Raw genomic sequence first — 22,847 nt, forward strand, 5'->3', positions numbered from 1 at the left:
CGTCAGGCTGCGCTCGGAAAGGGCCGGCTGACGTCGAGGGCCAGCTTCAGCCCGGGCACCTCCACCGGTCGCCATAGGGCGCCGGCTTCGCGGGCGACGCGGACGAAGTTGCGGAGCAGGCTGGCGTTGTTGCCGATGCGCCACATCACGCCCATCGGCAGAGGGGCGGGCTTGTCGGCGAGCTGAAGATAGCGCAGGCCCGGCATGTTGAAACTGGTCACCGTCGAAGGCGCCAGGGCCACGCCGATCCCGGCGCCGACGAAGCTCGCGACGGTGTGGATCTGGTCGGCGTACTGGACGATGCGCGGCACGAAGTCGGCGCGCTTGCACATCTCCATGACGCGAGAGTGGATAAGCGGCGAGCCGGTCCGCGAGTACAACACGAACGGTTCGGTTACGAACTGACGAATCTGGATCGTCCGCCGCTGCGCCAGACGGTGTCCGGCCGGGACCAATGCGAGGAACGGCTCGCGGATCAGCGTCACGACCTGAAGCGCGCTGCTGCTGACCGGGGGGCGCAGAAGGCCGACATCGATGCTTCCGGTTTCCAGGCCCGACACCAGATTGGCGTGCCACATCTCGCGCAGATCGAGCTCGACGTCCGGGTATGCGGCGCGGAAGCGCGCGACGACCCCCGGCAAAATGGTGAAGGCATTGGAATGCACGAAGCCGATGGTGAGTCGCCCGGTCTCGCCCGTGCCGGCGCGCCGCACGTCGGCTTCGGCCTGGTCGGCGCTGTCGAGCAGGCGCCGCGCGCGCTCGTAGAGGATGTTTCCCGCCTGGGTGACCTCGAACTTCTTCTGCGTGCGACGCAGCAGGGCCACGCCGAGTTCGCGTTCGAGCTTCTGAATCTGCCGGGTCAGAGGCGGCTGGGCAATGCCGAGCGACAGCGCGGCGCGCCCGAAGTGCCCCTCTCGCACGACGGCACAGAAACAACGAAGTGTTCTCAGGTCCATGTTCGATACCCAGATGGTATTAGAAAAACATCTAACGATATTGGACGCATTGTTTGCAAGCGGGCAACGTCGGGTTGCACGGCGGATGATCTGCCAAGCGCGGGAGTCTACATGCCGCTGCAGGTAAGACGGCTGGCCCACGGATTGGGCGCTGAAGTGACGGGACTGGACCTCAACGACGATGTTCCGGCATCGATCATTGCCGAGGTGCGCGCCGCATGGCTGAAGCATCAGGTCCTTGTATTCCCGCAGCAGAACATCTCTGCGGAAAGACATATTGCGTTCAGTCGGCAATTAGGTGACATCGATCCGGTGTCGTTTGGCCCCTTGTTTCGGCATCCAGACCATCCTGAGATCATGCTGATCTCGAACAAGCCGCATAAGGGAAAGCCGTCGGAGACCCGCAATCAGGGCCGGCAGTGGCATTCCGATACCTCGTTCTCGCTCAATCCGGCCACCGGGTCGCTTCTCCACTGCCTGGAGATGCCCGATGTCGGCGGTGATACCCAATTCACCAACATGTACATGGCCTATGATGCACTGTCGGAGGTCATGAAGAAGATGCTGGAGGATCTCTACGCGGTCCATGACAGCACGAACACGAAAGAGGCTCGCAAGCGCGATCCCGAAGTGCTGGCCGAATTGCGACGCATTAACCCGCTGGTCGCCCAGCCGGTCGTGCGCGTCCATCCCGAGACGGGCCGCAAGGCGCTCTACGTCAGCGAAGGACAGACGACGCATATCGTCGGCATGACCGATGAGGAAAGCAGCGCAATCTTACAGTTTTTATTTACGCACTCGGTACAACCGGAATTCATGTACAGGCATTACTGGCGACAGCACGACATTTTGATGTGGGACAACAGATGCACGATGCATCTTGCCGTTCGCTACGATATGACCCAGCCGCGGCATATGCACCGTACGACCCTGAAGGGTGAGCCTTCCGGGTATCTCTACCAGCCGCAATAGGTGGAACGGGCCGCACGACCGGCGGGGAGCACACAATGTCATCGAAGCCTGGAGTAGGACGACGCGTGCTTGGTGTTGGTTTCGTCGCAGCGACCCTGTCGGCCGCGGCTGGAGCGGGAGTCCGCGCCCAGACCCAGCCGCGGGCGCCGGCTTGGCCGACGAAGCCCATCCGCATCATCGTGCCGTTCCCGCCGGGGGGCGGCACCGACGTGTTGGCCCGCATCCTGGCCGAGCAGCTCACGCAGATGTTCGGCCAGCAGGTGATCGTCGAGAACAAGGCGGGTGCCAACGGCAACCTTGCCGCCGCCTTCGTCGCGACGTCCGATCCGGACGGCTACACGCTGCTGTTTCCCAACACCAGCATCATGACCATTGCGCCCAGCATCTACAGCAACCTCACCTTTGTGCCGCTGCGCGACTTCCTGCCGATCGTGCGCGTGGCCGAAGTGCCCAACCTGCTGCTGGTCAACGCCGGCGTGCCGGCGAAGTCGGTGGCGGAGCTGATCGTGCTGGCCAAGCCCGGCACCATGGTGCTGGCCTCGGGCGGCAGCGGCTCGGTCTCGCATCTCACCGGCGAGATGTTCAAGCTGGCGGCCGGCGTGCAGATGCTGCACGTGCCCTACAAGGGCAACGCGCCACAGATCGCCGATCTCGTGTCGGGCCAGGTGCCCGCCGGCATCGCCGACCTCTCGGGCGCGCTGCCGCAGATCCGGGCGGGCAAGCTCAGGGCGCTGGCGATCACGACCAAGAGCCGGTCGCGCTTCCTGCCCGACGTGCCGACGCTCGAGGAGAGCGGCCTGCTTACCTTCGAATCCTCGGTGTGGGTCGGGATGGTCGCGCCCGCCGGTACCCCGGCACAGGTCATCGAGACGCTCGCGAAAGCGATCAATGAGATTCTGACCCGGAAGGACATTGCCGAGCGTATCAGCGAACTCGGTTTCATCATGGTCGGCGGCACGCCGGCCGAGTTCACGGCGCGTATCGCAGAAGAAGCGAAGCACTGGAAGGAGGTCGTGGCCAAGTCCGGCGCGACCGTCGAATAGAGGAAGAGAAGAAAGAAATGGCCAAGTCACATCCCGTCGACGCGCATGTCGGCGTTCGTATGCGCCAGCGGCGCACCCTGCTCGGCATGAGCCAGACCAAGCTGGGCGATGCCGTCGGCCTCACTTTCCAGCAGGTCCAGAAATATGAGCGCGGCTCGAACCGTGTCGGCTCGAGCCGGCTCTACGAATTCTCCAAGGCGCTCGACGTGCCGGTCTCCTACTTCTTCGACGAGATGCCGGGGAATGTGCTGTCCGGGCGGCCAATGGCTGCCAAGGTGAAGAAGGGCAGCGGCTTCGGCGAGGCCGGCACACCCTTCGCGGAGGAAAAGGACCCGCTGATCAAGCGCGAGACGCTGCAACTCGTCCGCGCCTACTACAAGATCCGCGAGACCCCTGTGCGCAAGCGCATCTACGAACTGGTCAAGACCATGGGCGCGGCGAGCGGCACGGAGCGCGCGACGAAGAAGAAGTAAAGTGTCGTCCCGCGTGTAGCGCGGGACGACACGGAACACGCCGCGGTGCCGCTCACGCCGCCAGCAGGTGCTCCGCGATCTGCACGGCGTTCAGCGCGGCGCCTTTCAGGAGCTGGTCGCCCGCGACGAACAGCGAGATCGAGTGGCCGGTCGGATCGCCGAGGTCCTGGCGGATGCGGCCGACCAGGATGTCGTCCTGCTGGCTGGCGTCGCGCGGCATCGGGAAGAGATTGCGCTCGCGGTCGTCGACCAGGCGCACGCCCGGCGCGTTGGCCAGCAGCGCGCGCACGCGGTCCTCGCCGATCGGGCGCTCGCACTCGAAGGTGACGGCGGCGGCGTGGGCGCGCAGCACCGGCACGCGCACGCAGGTGGCCGACAGGCGCAGCTCCTGGTCGCCGTAGATCTTGCGGGTCTCGCGCATGACCTTGGTCTCTTCGTCGTTGTAGCCGGTCTCGGGATCGATCGCGGTATTGTGGCTGAACAGATTGAAGGCGTAGGGATGCGGCAGCACCTTGGGCTGGAAGCTGCGGCCGTCGAGATAGGCGCGCGTCGAGCAGGCCAGCTCGTCCATCGCCGCCGCACCGGCGCCCGAGGCCGCCTGGTAGGTCGCGATGGTCATGCGCCGGATGCGGTTGTGCTGGTGGATCGGCCAGAGCGGGGTGATGGCGATGATCGCCGCGCAATTGGGATTGGCGACAATACCCTTGTGGCCCGCGATGGCGCCGGCGTTGATCTCGGGGATTACCAGCGGGACCTCGGGATCCATGCGGAAGGCCGAGGAATTGTCGACCACGATGGCGCCGGCCGCGACCGCGATGGGGGCATAGCGCCTGGAGATGCCGCCGCCCGCCGAGAACAGGGCGATGTCGACGCCCTCGAAGCTCCTGTCGGTCAGCTCCTGCACCACCAGCGCCCGCCCGTCGAACGACAGTTCTCGGCCGACCGAGCGGGCGGAGGCGAGCAGGCGCAGCTCCTTCACCGGGAAGCGGCGCTCCGCCAGGCAGCGCAGGAACTCGACGCCGACGGCGCCGGTCGCGCCGACGATTGCCACTGTGAGAGGTCTCGAACTCATGTCTGTCTCCTTCGTTGAAGCCGGGAGACGGACGCCTGGAAAGACAAAGGCCCCGTCCGAAACCGGCGGGGCCTGTGAGGTTGTCCTATGTCACGTTCGACTTTACGCGCACGTCCTCGCCGGCCCACCGAAGGTGGTCGTTTTGGTGGTCGTGGTCGTTTTGGTCGCGAAACGCATCATGGTGCCGAGGATATAAGGCAGGGACCGGGCGGGTGTAAAGTCCCGGCAATTCCACCTAGTTCACGCGCAGGAACGGCTTGTCGCCGCAGACCGTGACCCGGTGCCCGTACCTTCGGTGCGGGAAGTAGTCGAACATCGCGTGGTGCTGGACGCAGCGATTGTCCCAGAAGGCCACGGAGTTGGGCTGCCACTTGAAGCGGCACTGGAACTCCGGCGTCTCGATGTGGCGGTAGAGCATCTCGAGCAGGGCGTCGCTCTCGTGCTTGCGGAGCTGCGGGATGCGCAAGGTGAAGCCGCGATTGACGTAGAGGCCCTGCTTGCCGGTGACCGGATGGGTGCGCACGATCGGGTGCTCGGCGTTGGGGAACTTGATGTCGTCGCGGTCGGTGGCCTTGACGCGATAGTAGTGCGCCTTGGAGCTGTCGTGCAGCGCGGTCAGCCCCTGCAGCATCGCCTTGATCGGCCCGGAGAGCGTGTCGTAGGCGCGGTACATGTTGGCGAACAGCGTGTCGCCGCCGCCCTCGGGTGGCACCTCGGTGAGATGGAGGATCGAGCCCATGGGCGGCTCGAGATCGCACGAGACGTCGCTGTGCCATTCCTCGCCGGCAACGTGCCGCGAGTTCTCGTCGGCCTTGATCACCAGGATCTCGGGATGCTCGGGGAAGGTGATCGGGGCGTTGGGATGGACATGCAGCGGCCCGAAGCGCCGGCCGAACTCCTTGTGCTGCTCGATCGACATCTTCTGGTCGCGAAAGAAGATCACCAGGTTCTCCATCAGCGCATCGTGCACTTCCTGGAACTGCTGGTTGCCCAGCGGCTTGCCGAGATCGACACCGAAAATCTCCGCCCCGATGCACGGCGTCAGCTTGCGCACTTCGATCGACTGATAGGCCATTGGTGTTTCCTCCGTTGCCGAAAGGATAGGCCGGGAGACCTCGCCCGTCCCGCGCAAAAACATTCGATACCTCAAGGCCCTGAGCGAAAAGTGAACCGACGGCGGGCGGAATCCGTTTAGACTACACAAGCGATGAGCATCGACGTCGACCACTACCTGGTGCTGGGCGTGCCGCGGACGGCCGATGCGGCGACGATCCGTGCCGCCTATGTGGGGCTGGCCAAGCGCTATCATCCCGACGTCGCGGTGGGGAATCCCGAGCTCGCGGCCTTCAATTTCCGGCAGATCACCGACGCCTACCAGACGCTGGCCGACCCGGAGAGCCGTGCGCGCTACGACACCAGGCTGCAGGCGGCGCTCGCCGCGGAGCGTGCCCGTCGCGAGCAGGCGGCCCAGGCGGCCGCTGCAGCCCGGGCGGCGAAGGCGGCGCCCAAGGCGAAGATGGCGGAGAAGCTGTTCGGCAAGCTGGCGCCAAAGGCGGTCGCGACACCTACGCCTGAGCCGGTGGCAAGGCGTTCACCCAAGCCGTTCCTGCCGCCGAGGCCCGTGCCACCGCGGCCGGCCCACTTGCTGCATGCCGAAGCGATGGCGCGCCGCCGTGCGGCAATGGTCGTCGCCGTCGTGCTGCTGAGCTTCATCGGGGTCGCCGGCTATCTCGCCACGCGTGCGGTGAAGGGGCCGGGCCTTGAGGCGATGGCGGCCGAGACATCGCGGCCGGTCGAGGCGAAGCCGCCGGCCCGGCCGAAGCCCAAGCCCGTGCCGCCGGTCAACCAGCCGAGCCAGCTCGGTCCGTCCACCTTGCCGTCCCTGGCGCCCATATCGGGCGCATTGGCGGGCCGCCCGGCGGGGCCGAAGCCCGCACCGGCCGAGATCACCGACGGCCAGTCGGTCTGCATCGCCGACGACGGCGCCAAGTTCGCCATCATCAACCGCCGCGGCGAGCCCGCCGTGATCTACAACGGCGCGCCGCCGGTGCGCGCCTCGGTCCAGTTCTCCGACCGCTATCTCGTCCTGCTGACCGGCATCGTGCCCAGCGACACGATCATGATCGGCATCCAGCGCGGCCAGGAAAACGGCACCCACGTCTATTACGCCGATCCCCGCGGCGCGATCGTCCAGACGGTCGGCGCGCGATGCGAGGGACAGGTCTATTAGCGGACCGGCGCGAAGCGCTACTTCTTCTTCACGCTCTCCAGCGTCGGCAGGCGATAGCGGTCTTCCGGATCGTTCCAGCCCTTGAAGTTGGGCTTGCGCTTCTCGGCGAAGGCGGCGCGCGACTCCATGAGGTCGCTCTTGGCGCCGTGATCGTGCAGCGCGTCAGCCAGTTGCTGCATCTCCGGGCCAGGCGCCGGACGCATCTGGCGCATCATGTGGACCGTGTTGACGCGTGATGCGGGCGGCAGCGTGAGCAGGTGCTCGGCCATCGACATCGCCGTCGGCATCAGCTCGGCGGCATCGACCAGGCGGTTCACGAAACCGATCTCGTAGAAGCGCTGCGCGGTGAAGCGGAAGCCCAGCGCCATTTCCATCGCCACCGGATAGGGCAGGTTGGCGATGTGGCCGTGATTGTAGCCGCCCAGCAGCCAGCGCTTGGCCTCCGAGACCTCGAACACCGCTTCGCGCACGGCGACACGAAGATCGGTACGCTCGACCAGCATGAAGCCGCCGCCCATGGCGAAGCCGTTGACCGCGGCGATCACCGGCTTCTCGAGCTTGCCCGTCATGAACGGATCCTCGATCTCGGGACGGCGGCCGCCCGGCGCGCCGTCCTTCAGCGATTCCTTCATGTCCTCGCCGGCGCAGAAGCCACGGCCGGCGCCGGTGAAGATCGCAACCTCGAGGTCCTTGGCCTTGCGGAACTCGTTCCACGCCGCCGACAGCTCGGTCCTCATCTCGTGATTGAGCGCGTTCAGCCGGTCCGGCCGGTTCATGCGCACGACGAAGATCTGCCCGTGCTTCTCGGTTTCGACGACAGCCATGTTCTGTTCCCTATCCCTTGATGAACGCCAGAAGATCGGCGTTGAGCTCGTCCTTGTTCTGGGTCGCGAGCCCGTGACTTCCCTTCGGATAGACCTTGAGCGTCGCGCCCTTCACGATCGTGGCCGACGAGCGGCCGCCGGCATCGATCGGGACGATCTGGTCGTCGTCGCCGTGGATGACGAACGTCGGCACGTCGAACTTCTTCAGGTCCTCGGTGAAGTCGGTCTCGGAGAAGGCCTTGATGCAGTCGAGCAGCGGCTTCAGCCCGCCCATCATGCCCTGCAGCCAGAAGAAGTCGCGCGTGCCCTGGCTGACCTTGGCGCCGTCGCGGTTGGCGCCGTAGAACGGCGTCGTCAGGTCCTTGAAGAACTGCGAACGGTCGTCGCTCACGCCCTTGCGGATGCCGTCGAACACCTCGATCGGAAGACCGCCGGGATTGGCCGCGGTCTTGAGCATGAGGGGCGGCACGGCGCTGACCAGTACGGCCTTCGAGACGCGCTTGGTGCCGTGGCGGCCGATATAGCGGGCGACCTCGCCGCCGCAGGTCGAATGGCCGACCATCGCCGCGCCCTTGAGGTCGAGTGCCTCGAACAATGCCGCGAGATCGTCGGCGTAGGTGTCCATCTCGTTGCCGTCCCAGGTCTGGCCCGAGCGTCCGTGGCCACGGCGATCGTGCGCGATCACGCGGAAGCCGTGACTGGCCAGGAACACCATCTGGTCTTCCCAGGCATCCGCCGTCAGCGGCCAGCCGTGGCTGAAGGTGACGACGGGACCCTTGCCCCAGTCCTTGTAGTAGATGTCAGTGCCGTCGCGTGTCTTGATGAAGGGCATGTGACGCTCCTCTCGCTGCGGGATGGATTTCGACGCGGGAGAATGCACCAGCCGTGAGGCCGGTGCGAGTAGACGTTGGGTGGAGCTAGCGCCGCTCGAAATCGATGCGTTCGTCGACCGGCAGGCCAAGCAGGTGACGGCGCAGGCAGTCGAGGCCGAGTTCGGTCGCGCCGATGCGAACCCAGTCGCGGCCGCCGACCAGGCGGGCCTGGCGTGTGACGGCGCCGTTGGTGTCGGCGAGGCCGATGCAGATCGTGCCACCCATGTCCGGCCGGTCGGCGCCCTCGTCGAGTTCGAGCAGTACGACAAGCGCGTGGCTGGCGCCGCTCGATGCGCGCAGCGATTTGGCGACGGATGCCGCTGCGTCGGGCGTGACACCGGTCGCGCCAAGCTCCGAGAGGTCGCGCGCGATGACACCGCGGCGGAAGGCGCGCTCGGCGCCGGCCAGCGGGGCGAGGCGGGCGGCGAGGTGGCCGCCGGTGATCATCTCGGCGGTGGCGAGAGTCGATCCGCTTTCCAGCAGCTTGCCCAGGATCACGCCTTCGATGGTCTGTTCGTCCTCGGCGACGATGAAGTTGCCCAGCCGCTTGCGCACCTCGGCCTCGGCCGGGTCGAGCAGGGCCGCCAGCGCCGTCTCATTGTCAGCGCGCAAGGCGAGCTTGGTCTCGAGCTGCGGGTAATGCGCCTGGAAGCCGAGCTTGATGCCGCCTTCCTCCTTGAACACCTCCATGTCGCCCAGCATCTGGTCGGCGCGCGATTCGCCGATGCCGAATGTGTGGAAGCGCTTCAGCTTCGTCACGCCCGTGATGCCGCTCATCGCCAGGATGCGCGGGATCACCTGTTCGTCGACCATGCGGCGCATCTCGCGCGGCACGCCGGGGGTGAAGAAGAAGCGCGCCTTGCCGATGGTGACCGCGAAGCCGCAGGCGGTGCCGATGGGATTGTCGATGAACTCGGCATTGGCCGGGAGCATCGCCTGCTTCACGTTGTTGGGCGGCATGACCCGGCCGCGCCGCGCATAGGATTCCTCCATGCGCGTCATCCAGTAGTCGCTTCGCACCAGCTCGACGCCGCAGGCTTGGGCCGCGACCTCCTGCGAGAGATCGTCGACCGTGGGCCCCAGCCCGCCGTTCACGATCACCGCATCGGCACGCTCGCCGGCCTGGTGGAAGGCCTTGAGGAGACTCTCGCGATCGTCGCCGACCGTGCTGCCCCAGTGGACGCCCAGCCCGACCTCGACGAGGCGGCGGGCCATGTGGCTGTAGTTGGTGTTGATGGTTTTGCCGGTGAGGATCTCGTCGCCGGTACAGAGGATTTCAACGCGCATGCCTGGAATTATCGGCTAACGTTTGGCGGAAAGCGAGGGAGAGAAACCATGAACGTCCTGTCATCCGATCTGCGAGAGGCGTTGGCCAAGGTCGGCACCTCGACTCTGACCGGCGTGCTGAACAAGCGCGGCCTGCGCAGCATGACCCTATATGACGTGTGGCCGATCCGCCCCGAGCAGCCGCGTATGGTCGGCCTCGCCTTCACGATGCGCTTCATCCCCTCGCGCGAAGACAAGGACGGGCCGACCTCGACCAACCGGTCGATAGTCCAGCCTCAGGCAATGGAGGAGTGCCCGCCGGGTCACGTGCTGATGATCGACTCACGCGGCGATTCGCGGGCGGCGTCGGCGGGCGATCTCTATGTCGGCCGGTTGAAGGCGCGTGGCGCGGCGGGCGTCGTCACCGACGGCGGCTTTCGCGACACCGACGGGGTGCACAAGACCGGCCTGCCGGCCTATCACCGCCGCCCGTCCTCGCCGCCCAGCCCGATCGCGCATCGCCCGGTCGACCTCAACCTGCCGATCGCCTGCGGTGGGGTCGCGATCTATCCCGGCGACGTGATCGTCGGCGACCGCGACGCGGTGCTCGTGATCCCGCCCGACATCGTCGAGGCAGTCGCCCAGGAAGCGCTCGACGCCTATCACTACGAGGAATTCGCCGAAGCCGAGGTGGCGCGCGGCCGCTCGCTCAAGGGCCTGTTCCCGGTGGCGGGCGAGGAGGCGAAGCGCGACTACGAAGCGTGGAAGGCCCGGGGGAAGAAATAGCCCCGTCTTCTCGGGCTATGCCAGCGACGTCCTGATCTCCAGCCCGTTCTTCAGCGTGAGTGTGACTGGTGTGCGCTCGGCGATGTCGGCCATGCGCTTCTTCTGTTCGTCGTCGACGGCGCCCTCGATGGTCAGCACACGGTCGATGCGCTGCTTGTCGCCGTCGCGGCTGAAATGGATGTCGGCGTGGACGGCCGTCACCGGCCACTGCTTGCGCTCGGCATACATGCGGAGCGTGATGACGGTGCAGGCGCCCAATGCCGAGGTCAGGAGATCGTAGGGGGCGGGGCCGGCATCCTTGCCGCCCAGCTCCGGCCCTTCGTCAGCCGTGAGCTTGTGATGTCCGGCATGGCCGGTTGCGATGGCGGTTGCGTAGTTGGTCGAGCCGATGCTTGCCCTTGCGTGTGCCATGTCGTGGCCTCCCGATGCGTTGAGGGCCCGATCACGGGCCCTCTTCGCATCAGCCTAGCCGCGCTTGCGACGGGAAGCTGCCTTCTTCACGGCCTTCTTTGCCGCAGTCTTCTTCACGGCGGTCTTGGCCTTGCCGACGGCCTTCTTCACCGCCTTCTTGGCGACCTTCTTCTTCGCAACCTTCTTCTTCGCAGCCATTCAATTCTCCCTGTGCAAATCGCGAGAGGGCAAACGCCGCACCTCGCACAAGGTTGCATCTAGCGCGCGAGTCGTATGCTTGTCTCGTTTTCTTTGCGTATGCGTACCGTCCCGACATGAGTCATGTCGTCGCTGATCGGCGCATCGTGCGGCAGTGCAGCAAGCAGACCGCCGGCGGTTTGCGGATCGAACAGCAAGGGCAACTTCGCATGCGATGACGCGCGCTCGATGCCGTCGATGAGATGACGTGCGCGTAGATTCTCCGGCTGCAGCGAACTCGCGAAGCCTTGCGCGAATAGCTCGATTGCACCGGGAAGCACCGGCAGCGCGTCGAGATCGAGATCGACAGCGACATTGTCGCCGCTGGCGCGGATCATTTCGGCGAGGTGGCCGGCGAGACCGAAGCCCGTCACATCGGTGCAGGCATGCGCACCGGCAGCGACGAGCGCGTGCGCAGCAGCGCCCGACGGCGTGCGCATCGACGCGAGCGCACTGTCGATCCAGCTCGCTTTCGCCATGCCACGCATCGCGGCGGCGAAGATCACGCCGGTGCCGAGCTTCTTGGTCAGCACAAGCTTGTCGCCGGGTTTCAGCCCGCCCTTGCGCAGCGCCTGCGAGGCGACGACGAGCCCGTTCACCGAAAAACCCAGCGCCGCCTCGGGGCCTTCGCCGGAATGGCCGCCAATCAGTGCGCAGCCCGCGCCGTCGAGGATGCGTCTCGCGCCTGCGAGCATCTGGAAGAGATCCTCTTCCATCAGTCGCTCGGCCGCCGCCGGCACGACCGCGAGCGCGAGCGCGCTGTGCGGCTTGGCGCCCATCGCCCACACATCGCCCAGCGCATGGACGGCTGCGACTTCACCGAAGGTGAAGGGATCGTCGATGAAGGTGCGGAAGAAATCGACCGACTGGACCAGCGCCTGTCCCGCCGGCACCTCGATCATCGCTGCATCGTCGGGCGCGTCGAGGCCGATGGTGACGCTGGAAGCGGGGGACGGACCGAGCCGCTGCAATACTCGGTCGAGCGTGCCCGCGCCGACTTTCGCGCCGCAGCCGCCGCAGCGCATGCCGATATCGGCCAGCAGGCGCTTGGCCTCGGCATCGGCCAGCGCCGGATCGGGCGGTGCGGTGCGGGCCGTCATGTCCATCGGCTTCGCCGGCGGCTCGCGATACATGCGCATCCACTTGCGATCGATATGGTCCTTCCAGCGCCACACCCAGGCGCCCTCGATGGCCCACGAGCCGCGCGTCGCCACTGCGTGTCCGTCGCCGGTGCCGAGGATCGAGAGGTAGCGGCTCTGCGGCGTGAAGGGCTGCGGCGTCTGACCGAGTAACGCACGACGCAGGTTCTCGGCCAATGGCGGACCATGGCGCACGGCGAAGACGCCGGCCTTGGGACGCGGATGCGCGGTCACACTGGCGCAGTCGCCGGCTGCGAACACGCTGGCATCGCCGCTCGATGCCAAGGTCGGCTCCACGGCGAAGAAGCCGCGATCATCGAGCGGCATGCCGGTGCCGGCGAACCATTCGGCCGCGCTGGCCTGCGTCACCACGAACACGTCGTCGACCGGCACGCTCTCGCCGGTCTCGAGATGAATCGCATCGGCGTCGATGCGGGTCGTGGCGGCATTCTCCAGCAGCCGCACCCCGCGTCGCTTGAAGATCGCGCGCATGCGTTGCCGCGCGGCTTCCGCCTGGCCCGACAGGATCTCGCCCTTGGTGGCGAGCGTCACCGAGACCTGGGCGTTGCGTGCCACCTCGCGCAGGCGATGATCGATGGCCAGCGCCAGCTCGACGCCGCCCGCGCCACCGCCGATCACGGCGATGCGCAGCGCCCCTTGCCAGTCCTTCACCCGTTCGAGGAAGCCCAGCCACCGCCGGCCGAGTTCGGCGATCGGCTTCACCGGCGTCGCATGCTCGGCCGCGCCGGCAATCGCGCCCATGCTGGGCGAGGAGCCTACATCGAGCGAGACGAGATCGTAGGAGACCGGCGGGCGATCCTTCAGCAACACCTGCCGGTTGATGCGATCGAGTCCGACCGCCTCGGCATGGATCAGCCGCGCGCCGCTCCAGGCGCAGAGCCGCGCCAGGTCGATATGGCACTCGTCGAAGGAATAGGTGCCGGCCACGAAGCCCGGGATCATGCCGGAGTAGGGCGTCTCGATGTCCCGTCCGATCAGCGTCACCCGCACACCGGGCATCGGCTTCATGCCGAAGCTCTTCACGACATGGACATGCGAGTGGCCACCGCCCACCAGCACGAGATCCTTGAGAAGGGGCGCCGCCTGCATCGTGATTTCCTATAGCGCATAGCCCCCGGAATCGCTCCCGGAGTGGGGGAGGGCCTGTCCGTTTCGTTCGTTTCGTTTATTTCGTTTATTTCGTTTGTGCTTCTCGACGATGTCGCTGGCGCAGGGTCGGAACGAGCACACGATCGATGCCAAGGAAGGTCATGGTCGTGCAGCGTCCATGCGGCACCTTGGGAGCAGGCGCTGGCCATCTCTTCGATTCCTTTTCAAATCATGTCGCTCTAGTAGCGTTTCCGGAAATTATGATGTATATCAATTGATTAGGGGCGGTTGTTGCCCTCGTTTCGGAGCGCGTCTGTATGGCCGTCACCTCGGGCGTCTCGGTTTCTCCCGACCATCATGAGGACGGTACGGCGCTGTCGGCTCCGCGGACGGCCTGGTCGCTCTCCTGGCCGCTGGTGCTGGGACTTCTCCTCTTCATCTGTCTCGCCAACGGCAGCGGGCTGCCGCTGCTGGCCGATCCCGACAGCCATTGGCACATTGCCGTCGGCAACTGGATGCTGGCCAAGGGCGCCGTGCCGACGGCCGATCCTTTCTCCTTCACCTTCGCGGGCCAGCCATGGATCGCGAAGGAATGGCTGTCGCAACTGCTGATGGCCGTTGCCTTCAAGCTGGGCGGCTGGGGCGGCGTCACCGTGCTGGCCGCGGGCGCGCTCGCCGTGTCCTTCGCGCTGATGCTGCGGCTGCTGCTGCGCGACCTGCGTCCGCTGCCGGCCGCGGTGTTTGCGCTGGCGGCCATCGCGATGACCTTGCCGCACTTCCATGCGCGACCCGCCGTGCTGGCCTTTCCGTTCATGCTGATCTGGATGGCGGGTCTCGTGCGCGCCGTCGAGGAACGCCGCGCGCCCGCACCGCTGCTGCTGCTCGCCATGCTGCTGTGGGCCAATCTCCACGGCAGCTTCATCATGGGCCTGCTGCTGGGCGGCGCCTTCGCGGTCGAGGCGTTGCTGGGCGCGCGCGACGACCGTGAGCGCAAGACACTGTTCGCCGGCTGGACGAAGTTCGGCGCGGCCTCGTTCCTCGTGGCCTGCCTCACGCCCTACGGCCCGGAATCGATCTGGGTGACGCTGCGCATCTTCGCGATGGGCGACACGCTGGCCTTCATCTCGGAATGGCGGTCGCCCGACTTCCAGAAGGCGCCGCTGCAGGAGCTGGTGCTGCTGATCGCGCTCTACGCCGCCCTGTCACGCGGGCTGAAGCTGCCGTTGCTGCGGCTGCTGATCGTGCTGGGCCTGCTGCATCTCTATCTGCGTTACGCCCACAATGCCGAGCTGCTGGCCATGCTGGCGCCGCTGGCGCTGGCACCCTTGCTGGCGCGGCAGTGGCCGGCGCTGCGGCCCGATCCCACCGCCGGCAACGGCACGTCGCTCGGCGAGCAGGCCGCCGCGCTGGCGCTGCCGGCCGGCCGGGCCGCTGTCGCCATGGGAGTCGCCTGCTGCGCGCTGATCGCACTCGGCCTCGTGCGCTATGGCGGCATCGTCCCGCCGCTCTCGACCATGCCGTCGACGGCCATGGCCTATGTGAAGCAGGCCGGGATCGGCGGCCGCGTGCTCAACCACTACGACTTCGGCGGCTATCTCATCCATGCCGGCGTGCCGACCTTCATCGATGGCCGCGGCGAGCTCTATGGCCGCGACTTCATCAAGCGCTATGCCGACACGATCGGCCTGCGCGGCGGCGAATCGCTGGAGCAGCTGCTTGAGCGCAACCGCATCGACTGGACCTTCATGCCGCCCGACCAGCCGGCCAACCGCTTGCTGGCCCGCCTGCCGGGCTGGCGCCAGGCCTATGCCGACGAGGCGGCCGTGATCTTCGTGCGGGAGCGCTGAGCCGTGAACTTTCCGGCGATGTGTCCCGACATTCCCGTCGCCGACCTCGCCGCCGCGCTCGCCTATTACCGCGACAAGCTCGGCTTCACCGTCGACTGGTCGGCCGACGGGATCGGCCTCGCCTGCGTCTCGCGCGGCGCCACGCGGATGTTCCTGTCGAACGCTGCTTTCCGCAGACCGCTCGGCGTGCGCGGCCCGATCCTGCTGTGGCTGAACCTCGACGGCCGCGCCGAGATCGACGCGCTTTACCGCGAATGGCTCGCCGCCGGCGCCAAACTCTCCGGCTCGCCCGCGTCACATCCCGACGCCAAACTCTACGAATTCTTCGCCCAGGACATCGACGGCAACTACATCCGCGTCTTCTACGACTATGCCTGGGAAGGACGCGAGGGCGACTCCGAAAGCCGCACGCTTCAGTAGAACGCCGCTTGATTTCTCCGCCCCTTTGCGCGAAGGGGCTGCTTTCCGAGGCCCGGCCACGTCGCTATCGTTCCGGGTGACGGCGCGACGTTGATGGGAGAATCGACCGTGCGTGTCAGGCAGCCAGCGGCAGACGGCGGAGCGCGACTGAGACGGCGCGCGGCGATGGTGCTGTTCGGCGGCGTCGCCGGCTGGACGGTCGCCGCGCGCGCCCAGTCCATGCCCGTCATCGGCTATCTCGGCTCCGAGACCCAGGAACGCTACCGCAGCCGCCTCGAGGCCTTCCGCCAGGGGCTGGCGGAAGCGGGCTATATCGAGGGGCGCAACGTCGCCATCACCTACAAGTGGGCGGAGGGCCGGTACAGCCAGTTGCCGGCGCTGGCGAAGGAGCTGGCGGCGCAGAACGTCAACGTGATCGTGGCGGCGGGCGGCGCCGAGGTGGCGCTGGCGGCCAAGGCTGCAACCTCGACCATTCCCATCGTGTTCGAGATGGGCGGCGATCCCATCGCGCTCGGCGTGGTCACGAGCCTGTCGCGGCCGGGCGGCAACCTTACCGGCGTGTCGAGCCTCAGCGTCGAGGTTTCGCGCAAGCGCCTGGAGTTCATGCGCGAGCTGCGGCCGGTCACCAGGAAGTTCGCCGTCGCGATGAACCCGACCAGCCCGACCTCGGGCGCGCAGCTCAAGAACCTGCAGGCGGCCGCGGAAGCGCTGGGCGTCGAGCTCCTCGTGTTGAACGGCAGCAGCGAGGCGGAATTCCCCGGCATGTTCAGCGCCGTGCGCGAAAGCGGGGCGGGCGGGCTGGTCTTCAGCTCCGATCCCTATTTCGCCTATCGCAGCCCGCAGCTTGCGGCGCTCTCGGTCCGCCATGCCGTGCCGGCGATGACCCAGTCGCGCGACTTCCCGCTGGCCGGCGGCCTGATGAGCTATGGCGGCGACTTCAGCCAGTCGCATCGCCAGACCGGGCTCTATGCCGGCCGCATCCTGAAGGGCGAGAAGCCGGCCGAGCTGCCGGTGCAGCGGGTCACGCGGGTCGAGCTGTTCATCAACATGAAGGCCGCCGACAATCTCGGCATCTCCTTCCCGCCCTCGATCCTGGGCAGTGCCGACCGGGTGATCGAATGACCCTCCAGCCGACCGGGGCGCCTGCGAAGCACCGGTCGCTCTTCTGGAAATATTTTCGCGCGCTGTTCGCCGCGGTCGTCGCGCCGCTGATGATCGCGGGCGCCGGCGAAGCCTGGTTCGGCTATCGCGACCAGCGCACCCGGCTGAGCGAGCTGCTCGATGCCGAAGCACGCCTGGCCGCGGTCAAGATCCACGACTTCATCGAGGGCATCCAGGAGCAGCTCGGCTGGACCGTGCAATTGCCGTGGACCGGCAATGCCGACGACAGGCGCATGCTCGACGCGATGCGCCTGCTGCGCCAGGTGCCGGCGGTCGAAAGCCTCACCCTGGTCGACGGCACCGGCCGCGAGCGGCTGTTCGTGTCGCGCATCGGCCTCAACCGGGTCGAAGGCGGCGCGGACCGCGCCTCGACGGCGGCGGTGACGGGCGCGCGCGTGGATCGCGTCTGGTTCGGCCCGGTGACGTTCCAGAACGATTCCGAGCCCTTCATGACCATCGCCGTCGCCGGCAACCGCGCTGCCGTCGGCGTGGCCATTGCCGAGGTCAACCTGAAGTTCATCTGGGAGGTCGTCTCCGGCATCGGCGTGGGGCGCACGGGCGAGGCTTTCGTGCTCGACGGGCCGGGCCGCCTGGTGGCCCATCCCGACATCAGCCTGGTGCTGCGCGCCGACCGGGCCGCGCAGGCGCCGCTCCAGGCGTTGCGAACCGCCATCCAGGCCCGCGCGCCGGGACAGGCCGCGGCCGGTCAGGACATCACCGGCAAGACGGTCATCGCGGCGATGGCCCAGATTCCCGGCGTCGACTGGCAGGTCGTCGTGAAGCAGCCGATCGCGGAGGCCTACGCGCCGATCTATGCAGCCCTTTGGCGGCTGGGCTTCCTGATGGTCGCCGGCGGGCTGATCGCCGCCGCGCTCGCCTCCTGGCTGTCGCGGCGCATGGTCGAGCCCATCCGCGTGCTGGAGGACGGTGTCGCGCGCATCGGTGCCGGCCAGTTCGACCATCGGATCAGCCTCGCGACCAGCGACGAGTTCGAGCGGCTCGCGACGCGGTTCAACGAGATGGCGGGGGAGCTGGCGGTCTCGCGCGAGCGCTCGGAACGGATCAGCCGGCTGAAGCGCTTCCTCGCCCCGCAGGTGGCCGAGCTGATCGACCGCACCGGCGACGAGCATGTGCTCGACGGCCGCCGGGTCGAGGTGGTGGTGATCTTCTGCGACCTGCGCGGCTTCACCTCGTTCTCGGCCCATGCCGAGCCCGAGGAGATCATCGACGTGCTGCGCGAATACTACGACGCGCTGGAGAAGGTGGTGAGCGCGCACGGCGCGACCCTGGTCAATTTCTTCGGCGACGGCGTGATGGTGCTGCTCAACGCGCCGGTCGCCTGTCCCGATCCGGAGCTGCGCGCCGCCCAGCTGGCGATCGACATGCAGGCCAGCGTGCAGAAGCTGCTGGTGCAATGGCGGGTGCTGCATCCCGAGCTGGGCTTCGGCATCGGCCTGGCGATGGGCCCGGCCACGGTCGGCCGGATCGGCTCCGGCGGCCGCCTCAACTACACCGCGATCGGCAACGTCGTGAACCTCGCCTCGCGCCTCTGTTCGAGCGCCGCCGATTCCGAGATCCTCGTCGACCTCGTCGCCGCCGCCGCGATCGGCATGCGGGTGCCGCTGATCCAGAAGGACTCGCGGATGATGAAGGGCTTCGACCGGCCGGTGCCGGTGTTCGTCGTCGATGTGAGTGCTGCGCAGCGCATCACGTGAGAGAGATCCTGTGCGCTTGTCTGGAGATCGCGCGCCGCTTATAGAGTCGGCTAATGCGAACCATTCGCAATATGGAAAGCGATGCCGCCGGCTGAGCAGGCCCTGGCCATCTACATCGAGCATCGGACCGACCTGCTGAACTATGCCAGCGGGATCGTGCGCGATCGCGCGAGCGCCGAGGATGTCGTGCAGGAAGCGTGGCTGCGCTTCTCGGCGCGGGCCCGCGAGGGCGACGACATCGCCCAGCCGACCAATTATCTCTACGCGATCGTCCGCAATCTGGCGCTCGACTGGTTGAGCCGCGCCTCGCGCAACGCCCCGCAGGCTGTCTCGGAGAGCATCCTCGAGAGCGTGCCGTCCGACGCACCCTCGGCCGAAAGCGTCCTCTATTATCGCGACGAACTGCGCGTGCTCGAAGAGCTGGTGTCCGAGCTGCCGGAGCGTACGCAGAGCGCCTTCAGGATGTACCGGGTCGAGCGGCGCCCGCTGAAGGACGTCGCCGAACGGCTGGGCGTTTCGATCCCGCGGGCCCACAAGATGGTGCAGGATGCCGTCCTCCACTGCACGCTCCGCATCAACGGGCCGGAAGAGTGAAAGGGCATTTTCGGGGCGGCGCATTAAAACGCCGGGATGCCGACCGTCTAGTCAGAGAGCCGCGCGCCTGTCGCGTGTCGTTGTCGAGGAGCCAGGGGTCTTGAACGCAACGCCAGCCAGGAGCCAACCGCTGCGGGCCGAAGTGGTCGAGTGGTTGATGCGGCTCGACGCGGCGCCGCAGGATGCGAACCTGCGTGCGCAGTTCGAGGCGTGGCTGGCGGAGAGCGACAAGCGCCGTGCGGCCTATGCCGTCGTGGAGCCGGTCTGGCGCCTGTCGACCAACCTCGCGCCGCCGGTGGCGCCCGCTGCCGTTTCACCCCTCGTGGAGGCCCGGCGCGTGAAACGGCCGTGGCGCCGTGCCGTCGCCGTCACGATGGGGGCGATGGCGGCAGGTCTTGCGCTGATCTTCCTGCCGGCGATCCAGCTTCACCTGCGTGCCGATCATCTCACGGGCATAGCCGAACAGCGCGACCTGACGCTCGAGGACGGCAGCAAGGTCGCGCTCGATGCCGGCAGCGCCATCGCCGTGCGCTATGTCGCTCAGCGGCGCGAGATCGAACTGCTCTCCGGCCAGGCCTTCTTCGAGGTCATGCCAAACCGGGAACGTCCCTTCGTGGTGACGGCTGACGGCGTAACCGTGACGGTGACGGGCACCGCGTTCAGCGTAGGCACATCCGGCAGCGGCATCACGGTCGCGGTGCGGTCCGGGACTGTCGACGTTGCGGCTGATGGAAGCCGGGGATTGATCGCCAGCCTCTCACGCGGCGAGCGCCTGCAGGTGAGCGCAGATCGCAAGATTGCGAGAGGGCAGGTCTCGGCGGACGATGTTGCCTCCTGGCGCGGCCGCCAACTCGTCGTCTACGACACGCCCGTGCGCGAGGTCGTCGAGCAACTCGGTCGCTATCGCCGCGGTGCGATCGTGTTCCGCGACGGCGCCATCGCAAATCGTCTCGTCACCGGCATGATCGACCTGCGCCGGCCCAGCGAGGCCCTGCAGGCGCTCGTCGACCTGCAACAGGGATCGTTGATCGAGATCACACCGTATCTGTCGATTATTTCTTCGCGCTGATCGCGGCGGACGATTGCGTCGCTCGAAGTTTTTTTGAGAGCACTCGTTAATTCGCGCAAGGCTTCTCCGTCGTTCCCCCGAAGGCCGCTTCGTGCCGGCCATCCGACGTTACCCGTGATCCCACCGGCACGGCTTTCGGGGGAGTGTGCCTTGCGTTCGTCTACCGGTATGTCGCGCGTTGCGGCGTTGTCGTTTGTTGCCACCCTTGCGGTTGCTGCAGGTGCGAGTGGCCAGGCTGTGACGCAGGAAGAACCCTTGGCCGCGAGCCTTCTGGTTGCGCAGAACGCCACGATCAATTTCAACATTCCAGCCCAGAGCCTCGCAACGGCACTGACGACCTTTGGCCGGCAATCCGGCATCCAGGTTTTGGTCGATTCGTCTTCGGTGTCGGGCAAGACGAGCGCCACCGTTACCGGCGCGATGACCGCTGCTCAGGCATTGCAGCAACTGCTCGAAGGCACGGGCGTGACCTATCGCTTCACCTCGCCGACCGCCTTCACCGTCGGCGGTGCCGGGCCGGCTGGATCCGGTGCGCTGCAGCTCGACCCGTTGCAGGTGCAGGGCGTCTTCCCGATTCCGTCACAGGCGATGATCGACAATGTGCCGCCGCCCTATGCCGGCGGGCAGGTTGCGACGGGCGGCCAGCTCGGCTTGCTGGGCAATCGGGGTGTGATGGACACGCCCTTCAATCAAACCAGCTACACGGCCAAGAAGGCGAAGGACCAGCAGGCGAAGACGGTCGTGGATGTCCTGATCGACGACCCTTCCGTCCGCATCACACGCGCCGAAAACTCGCCTGGCGGCGACAATATCTCGATCCGGGGCTTCAACGTGCCCTCCAGCTCGTGGTCGTATGGCGGGCTCTACGGCATGCTCCCGGCCTATACGCAGTCGGCTGAAATGGCGGAACGTATCGAGGTCCTGAAAGGCCCGAGCGTCCTCCTGAACGGCATGCCCCCCGGAGGCGCCATCGGCGGCACGGTCAACGTCGTCCCGAAGCGAGCCCCGGACGAGGAGCTGAGTCAGGTGACGGCCAAGTACCTGTCGGCCGGCCAGTTCGGCGGGCATGTCGATGTCGGACGACGGTTCGGTCCGGAGAAGGAGTTTGGCGTTCGCTTCAACGGCGTTTTCAACGCGGGCCAGACGGACGTTAGATACAGCGCCGATCAAAGGGCACTCGCGTTGCTCGGCCTGGATTATCGCGGCAGCGGCTTCAGAGTGTCGGCGGATCTGGGCTTCCAGTCCCAGTACACGTCCGGCGTTACGCCCTACCTCAGCCTCGGTGCCGGCGTGCAGTTGCCCTATGCGCCGAATGTCCGAAGCAATCCCACGGCCCAGCCCTGGGGCTTCGTGGCCCGCAAGGATGCCTTTGCCGTCGGCCGTGTCGAAGTCGACATCGAGGAAAACGTGACCGCCTACCTGAATGTCGGCGTGCACGATTTCCGGATCGGAGGCCTTTATTCGGCCCTGACGACGATCACCAATTTCAACGGCGCTGCGACAGGCAACAACCCGTTCAACATCAGCGTCTACCAGCAGTATTTCACCGCAGAGGGCGGCATCCGCGCCATCGCCGACACCGGCCCCATCAATCATGAGATGGCCATTACGGCGACGACCTACACGCAACGCAACGGTTCGGGAATCTCGCTCGGCTCCGGCACCTATTCGACCAACATCTACAATCCGACCGTGCTTGCGCAGCCGTCCATCACAGGGTCGGCGGCTCCATTGGCATCGACCCAGAGCCTGTCGAGTTTTGGGATTGCAGACACCCTCTCTGCCCTGAACAAGCGGGTTCAGTTGACAGTCGGCGGGCGCATCCAGCAAGTCGCCTCCGCGAACTACAATGTCGCCGGTGCACAGACGCAGTCGTACAGCCAGGATGCGTTCAGCCCCGCCGTGGCCTTCGTCGTGAAGCCCCTGGAGAACGTTTCGATCTACGGCAACTATATCCAGGGTCTGCAGCAAGGCGCCGTCGTGGCGCCGCCCTTCGCCAACGCCGGCACGGCGTTCCCACCTTATATGTCGACCCAGTTCGAAGCCGGCGTGAAGGTCGATTGGGGCAAGCTCACCACGACGGCGAGCCTCTTCCAGATCACGCAGCCCAGCATCCTGACCAATCTGGTGAGCAACACGCAGTTCCTCGGCGGCCAGCAGGTCAATCAGGGCCTGGAGCTCAACGTGTTCGGCGAGCCGGTAAAGGGCGTGCGCCTGCTCGGTGGCGCAATGTTCCTCAATCCCGTCCTGACCCAGACTCAGAACGGGACGTTCAACGGCTGGATCGCGCCTTTCTCTCCGCAATTCACGTTGAACCTGAGCGGGGAGGTCGACATCCCTTATTTGCCGGGGCTGACGTTGACGGGGCGCGCGATCTACACGGGCGAGCAGTATATCGACGCGACGACCTATCCGCGCCGAACCATGCCGAACTGGACGCGATTCGACATCGGCGCGCGCTACGCCTTCGACAATCCCGGTGCCAAGGGCAAGTTGCTGGTGGCGAGGCTCGACGTGCAGAACCTGCTGGATGCCAACTACTGGGCCGGTAGCGACACGTCGTCGACGTTCATGCTCCTTGGCGCGCCGCGGTCGTTCCGCCTTTCGCTGACGGCGGATTTTTGAGAGGCGACGACGGGCTCAGCGCGCG

General features: G+C 66.6%; 21 protein-coding genes. 12 read left to right on the forward strand and 9 right to left on the reverse strand.

Features of this window, described 5'->3' with window-relative positions; genetic code table 11:
* Window positions 1–2: 2 nt before the first annotated feature.
* Window positions 3–956: a LysR family transcriptional regulator gene (locus tag AC1ROX_RS10510; RefSeq protein ID WP_493125137.1), complete on the reverse strand. Its 954-nt coding sequence runs from the start codon at window positions 954–956 to the stop codon at window positions 3–5.
* Window positions 957–1,067: 111 nt separating this feature from the next.
* On the opposite strand from AC1ROX_RS10510, the gene AC1ROX_RS10515 reads away from it, so the two are divergent.
* From AC1ROX_RS10515 to AC1ROX_RS10525, 3 genes are all read left to right on the forward strand, one after another.
* Complete coding sequence (locus AC1ROX_RS10515; protein ID WP_493125139.1) at window positions 1,068–1,928, forward strand: TauD/TfdA dioxygenase family protein; 861 nt, start codon at window positions 1,068–1,070, stop codon at window positions 1,926–1,928.
* A gap of 65 nt (window positions 1,929–1,993) precedes the next feature.
* The gene (locus AC1ROX_RS10520) at window positions 1,994–2,971 is read left to right on the forward strand and encodes a Bug family tripartite tricarboxylate transporter substrate binding protein (protein ID WP_493125141.1); all 978 of its coding nucleotides are present in this window, start codon (window positions 1,994–1,996) and stop codon (window positions 2,969–2,971) included.
* Window positions 2,968–3,444 carry a helix-turn-helix domain-containing protein gene (locus AC1ROX_RS10525; RefSeq protein ID WP_493125337.1) on the forward strand — a complete coding sequence of 159 codons (477 nt, stop codon included), beginning with the start codon at window positions 2,968–2,970 and terminating at the stop codon, window positions 3,442–3,444. The genes AC1ROX_RS10520 and AC1ROX_RS10525 overlap by 4 nt, the downstream gene beginning before the upstream one ends.
* A 52-nt stretch (window positions 3,445–3,496) precedes the next feature.
* On the opposite strand, the gene AC1ROX_RS10530 is transcribed toward AC1ROX_RS10525, so the two are convergent.
* Window positions 3,497–4,516, reverse strand: a complete 1,020-nt coding sequence (locus AC1ROX_RS10530; protein ID WP_493125143.1) for an aspartate-semialdehyde dehydrogenase — start codon at window positions 4,514–4,516, stop codon at window positions 3,497–3,499.
* A gap of 235 nt (window positions 4,517–4,751) precedes the next feature.
* Window positions 4,752–5,591 carry a TauD/TfdA dioxygenase family protein gene (locus AC1ROX_RS10535; protein WP_493125145.1) on the reverse strand — a complete coding sequence of 280 codons (840 nt, stop codon included), beginning with the start codon at window positions 5,589–5,591 and terminating at the stop codon, window positions 4,752–4,754.
* Window positions 5,592–5,723: 132 nt separating this feature from the next.
* Here AC1ROX_RS10535 and AC1ROX_RS10540 point away from each other — a divergent pair, with 132 nt between their 5' ends.
* Window positions 5,724–6,746, forward strand: coding sequence for a J domain-containing protein (locus AC1ROX_RS10540; RefSeq protein WP_493125147.1), 1,023 nt, complete (start codon window positions 5,724–5,726; stop codon window positions 6,744–6,746).
* A 17-nt stretch (window positions 6,747–6,763) separates the two neighbouring features.
* Here the strand turns inward: AC1ROX_RS10540 and AC1ROX_RS10545 are convergent, their stop codons facing one another.
* The 3 genes from AC1ROX_RS10545 to AC1ROX_RS10555 form a co-directional block, all read right to left on the reverse strand.
* Window positions 6,764–7,570, reverse strand: a complete 807-nt coding sequence (locus AC1ROX_RS10545; RefSeq protein ID WP_493125149.1) for an enoyl-CoA hydratase/isomerase family protein — start codon at window positions 7,568–7,570, stop codon at window positions 6,764–6,766.
* A gap of 10 nt (window positions 7,571–7,580) precedes the next feature.
* Window positions 7,581–8,402, reverse strand: coding sequence for an alpha/beta fold hydrolase (locus AC1ROX_RS10550; protein ID WP_493125151.1), 822 nt, complete (start codon window positions 8,400–8,402; stop codon window positions 7,581–7,583).
* A gap of 85 nt (window positions 8,403–8,487) precedes the next feature.
* Window positions 8,488–9,729 (reverse strand): CinA family nicotinamide mononucleotide deamidase-related protein, encoded by a 1,242-nt coding sequence (locus AC1ROX_RS10555; protein WP_493125153.1) that lies wholly within the window; start codon window positions 9,727–9,729, stop codon window positions 8,488–8,490.
* A gap of 48 nt (window positions 9,730–9,777) precedes the next feature.
* Between AC1ROX_RS10555 and AC1ROX_RS10560 the strand changes: the two genes are divergently transcribed.
* Entirely contained in the window at window positions 9,778–10,494 is a 717-nt protein-coding gene (locus AC1ROX_RS10560) for a ribonuclease activity regulator RraA (protein ID WP_493125155.1), read from the forward strand.
* Between the two features lie 15 nt (window positions 10,495–10,509).
* Here AC1ROX_RS10560 and AC1ROX_RS10565 read toward each other — a convergent pair whose 3' ends face one another.
* From AC1ROX_RS10565 to selD, 3 genes are read right to left on the reverse strand one after another with little or no spacing between them, the layout of a single operon-like run.
* The gene (locus tag AC1ROX_RS10565; protein ID WP_493125157.1) at window positions 10,510–10,905 is read right to left on the reverse strand and encodes an OsmC family protein; all 396 of its coding nucleotides are present in this window, start codon (window positions 10,903–10,905) and stop codon (window positions 10,510–10,512) included.
* Between the two features lie 54 nt (window positions 10,906–10,959).
* Complete coding sequence (locus AC1ROX_RS10570; protein WP_493125159.1) at window positions 10,960–11,103, reverse strand: hypothetical protein; 144 nt, start codon at window positions 11,101–11,103, stop codon at window positions 10,960–10,962.
* A 59-nt stretch (window positions 11,104–11,162) separates the two neighbouring features.
* Complete coding sequence (gene selD / locus AC1ROX_RS10575) at window positions 11,163–13,391, reverse strand: selenide, water dikinase SelD (RefSeq protein WP_493125161.1); 2,229 nt, start codon at window positions 13,389–13,391, stop codon at window positions 11,163–11,165.
* A gap of 317 nt (window positions 13,392–13,708) precedes the next feature.
* Here selD and AC1ROX_RS10580 point away from each other — a divergent pair, with 317 nt between their 5' ends.
* The 7 genes from AC1ROX_RS10580 to AC1ROX_RS10610 all read left to right on the forward strand — a co-directional run bounded on the left by AC1ROX_RS10580 (window position 13,709) and on the right by AC1ROX_RS10610 (window position 22,822).
* The gene (locus tag AC1ROX_RS10580) at window positions 13,709–15,238 is read left to right on the forward strand and encodes a hypothetical protein (protein WP_493125163.1); all 1,530 of its coding nucleotides are present in this window, start codon (window positions 13,709–13,711) and stop codon (window positions 15,236–15,238) included.
* Between the two features lie 3 nt (window positions 15,239–15,241).
* Entirely contained in the window at window positions 15,242–15,658 is a 417-nt protein-coding gene (locus AC1ROX_RS10585) for a VOC family protein (protein WP_493125166.1), read from the forward strand.
* Between the two features lie 165 nt (window positions 15,659–15,823).
* On the forward strand, window positions 15,824–16,780 hold the full coding sequence (locus tag AC1ROX_RS10590) for an ABC transporter substrate-binding protein (protein ID WP_493125339.1): 957 nt from the start codon (window positions 15,824–15,826) through the stop codon (window positions 16,778–16,780).
* Window positions 16,777–18,534 (forward strand): cache domain-containing protein, encoded by a 1,758-nt coding sequence (locus AC1ROX_RS10595; protein ID WP_493125168.1) that lies wholly within the window; start codon window positions 16,777–16,779, stop codon window positions 18,532–18,534. The genes AC1ROX_RS10590 and AC1ROX_RS10595 overlap by 4 nt, the downstream gene beginning before the upstream one ends.
* Window positions 18,535–18,615: 81 nt before the next feature.
* Entirely contained in the window at window positions 18,616–19,128 is a 513-nt protein-coding gene (locus AC1ROX_RS10600) for a sigma-70 family RNA polymerase sigma factor (protein ID WP_493125170.1), read from the forward strand.
* A gap of 100 nt (window positions 19,129–19,228) precedes the next feature.
* Window positions 19,229–20,197 (forward strand): FecR family protein, encoded by a 969-nt coding sequence (locus AC1ROX_RS10605; protein ID WP_493125172.1) that lies wholly within the window; start codon window positions 19,229–19,231, stop codon window positions 20,195–20,197.
* A gap of 114 nt (window positions 20,198–20,311) precedes the next feature.
* Window positions 20,312–22,822 carry a TonB-dependent siderophore receptor gene (locus tag AC1ROX_RS10610; protein WP_493125174.1) on the forward strand — a complete coding sequence of 837 codons (2,511 nt, stop codon included), beginning with the start codon at window positions 20,312–20,314 and terminating at the stop codon, window positions 22,820–22,822.
* The last annotated feature ends 25 nt before the right edge of the window (window positions 22,823–22,847 follow it).

The organism is Reyranella sp. GW821-FHT14A01 (assembly GCF_058803965.1).

Coding starts and splice junctions, on each gene's coding strand:
- AC1ROX_RS10510 (WP_493125137.1), bottom strand. CDS start 956: ATGGACCTGAGAACACTTCGTTGTTTCTGTGCCGTCGTGCGAGAGGGG.
- AC1ROX_RS10515 (WP_493125139.1), top strand. CDS start 1,068: ATGCCGCTGCAGGTAAGACGGCTGGCCCACGGATTGGGCGCTGAAGTG.
- AC1ROX_RS10530 (WP_493125143.1), bottom strand. CDS start 4,516: ATGAGTTCGAGACCTCTCACAGTGGCAATCGTCGGCGCGACCGGCGCC.
- AC1ROX_RS10535 (WP_493125145.1), bottom strand. CDS start 5,591: ATGGCCTATCAGTCGATCGAAGTGCGCAAGCTGACGCCGTGCATCGGG.
- AC1ROX_RS10540 (WP_493125147.1), top strand. CDS start 5,724: ATGAGCATCGACGTCGACCACTACCTGGTGCTGGGCGTGCCGCGGACG.
- AC1ROX_RS10545 (WP_493125149.1), bottom strand. CDS start 7,570: ATGGCTGTCGTCGAAACCGAGAAGCACGGGCAGATCTTCGTCGTGCGC.
- AC1ROX_RS10550 (WP_493125151.1), bottom strand. CDS start 8,402: ATGCCCTTCATCAAGACACGCGACGGCACTGACATCTACTACAAGGAC.
- AC1ROX_RS10555 (WP_493125153.1), bottom strand. CDS start 9,729: ATGCGCGTTGAAATCCTCTGTACCGGCGACGAGATCCTCACCGGCAAA.
- AC1ROX_RS10560 (WP_493125155.1), top strand. CDS start 9,778: ATGAACGTCCTGTCATCCGATCTGCGAGAGGCGTTGGCCAAGGTCGGC.
- AC1ROX_RS10565 (WP_493125157.1), bottom strand. CDS start 10,905: ATGGCACACGCAAGGGCAAGCATCGGCTCGACCAACTACGCAACCGCC.
- AC1ROX_RS10570 (WP_493125159.1), bottom strand. CDS start 11,103: ATGGCTGCGAAGAAGAAGGTTGCGAAGAAGAAGGTCGCCAAGAAGGCG.
- selD (WP_493125161.1), bottom strand. CDS start 13,391: ATGCAGGCGGCGCCCCTTCTCAAGGATCTCGTGCTGGTGGGCGGTGGC.
- AC1ROX_RS10580 (WP_493125163.1), top strand. CDS start 13,709: ATGGCCGTCACCTCGGGCGTCTCGGTTTCTCCCGACCATCATGAGGAC.
- AC1ROX_RS10590 (WP_493125339.1), top strand. CDS start 15,824: ATGGTGCTGTTCGGCGGCGTCGCCGGCTGGACGGTCGCCGCGCGCGCC.
- AC1ROX_RS10595 (WP_493125168.1), top strand. CDS start 16,777: ATGACCCTCCAGCCGACCGGGGCGCCTGCGAAGCACCGGTCGCTCTTC.
- AC1ROX_RS10600 (WP_493125170.1), top strand. CDS start 18,616: ATGCCGCCGGCTGAGCAGGCCCTGGCCATCTACATCGAGCATCGGACC.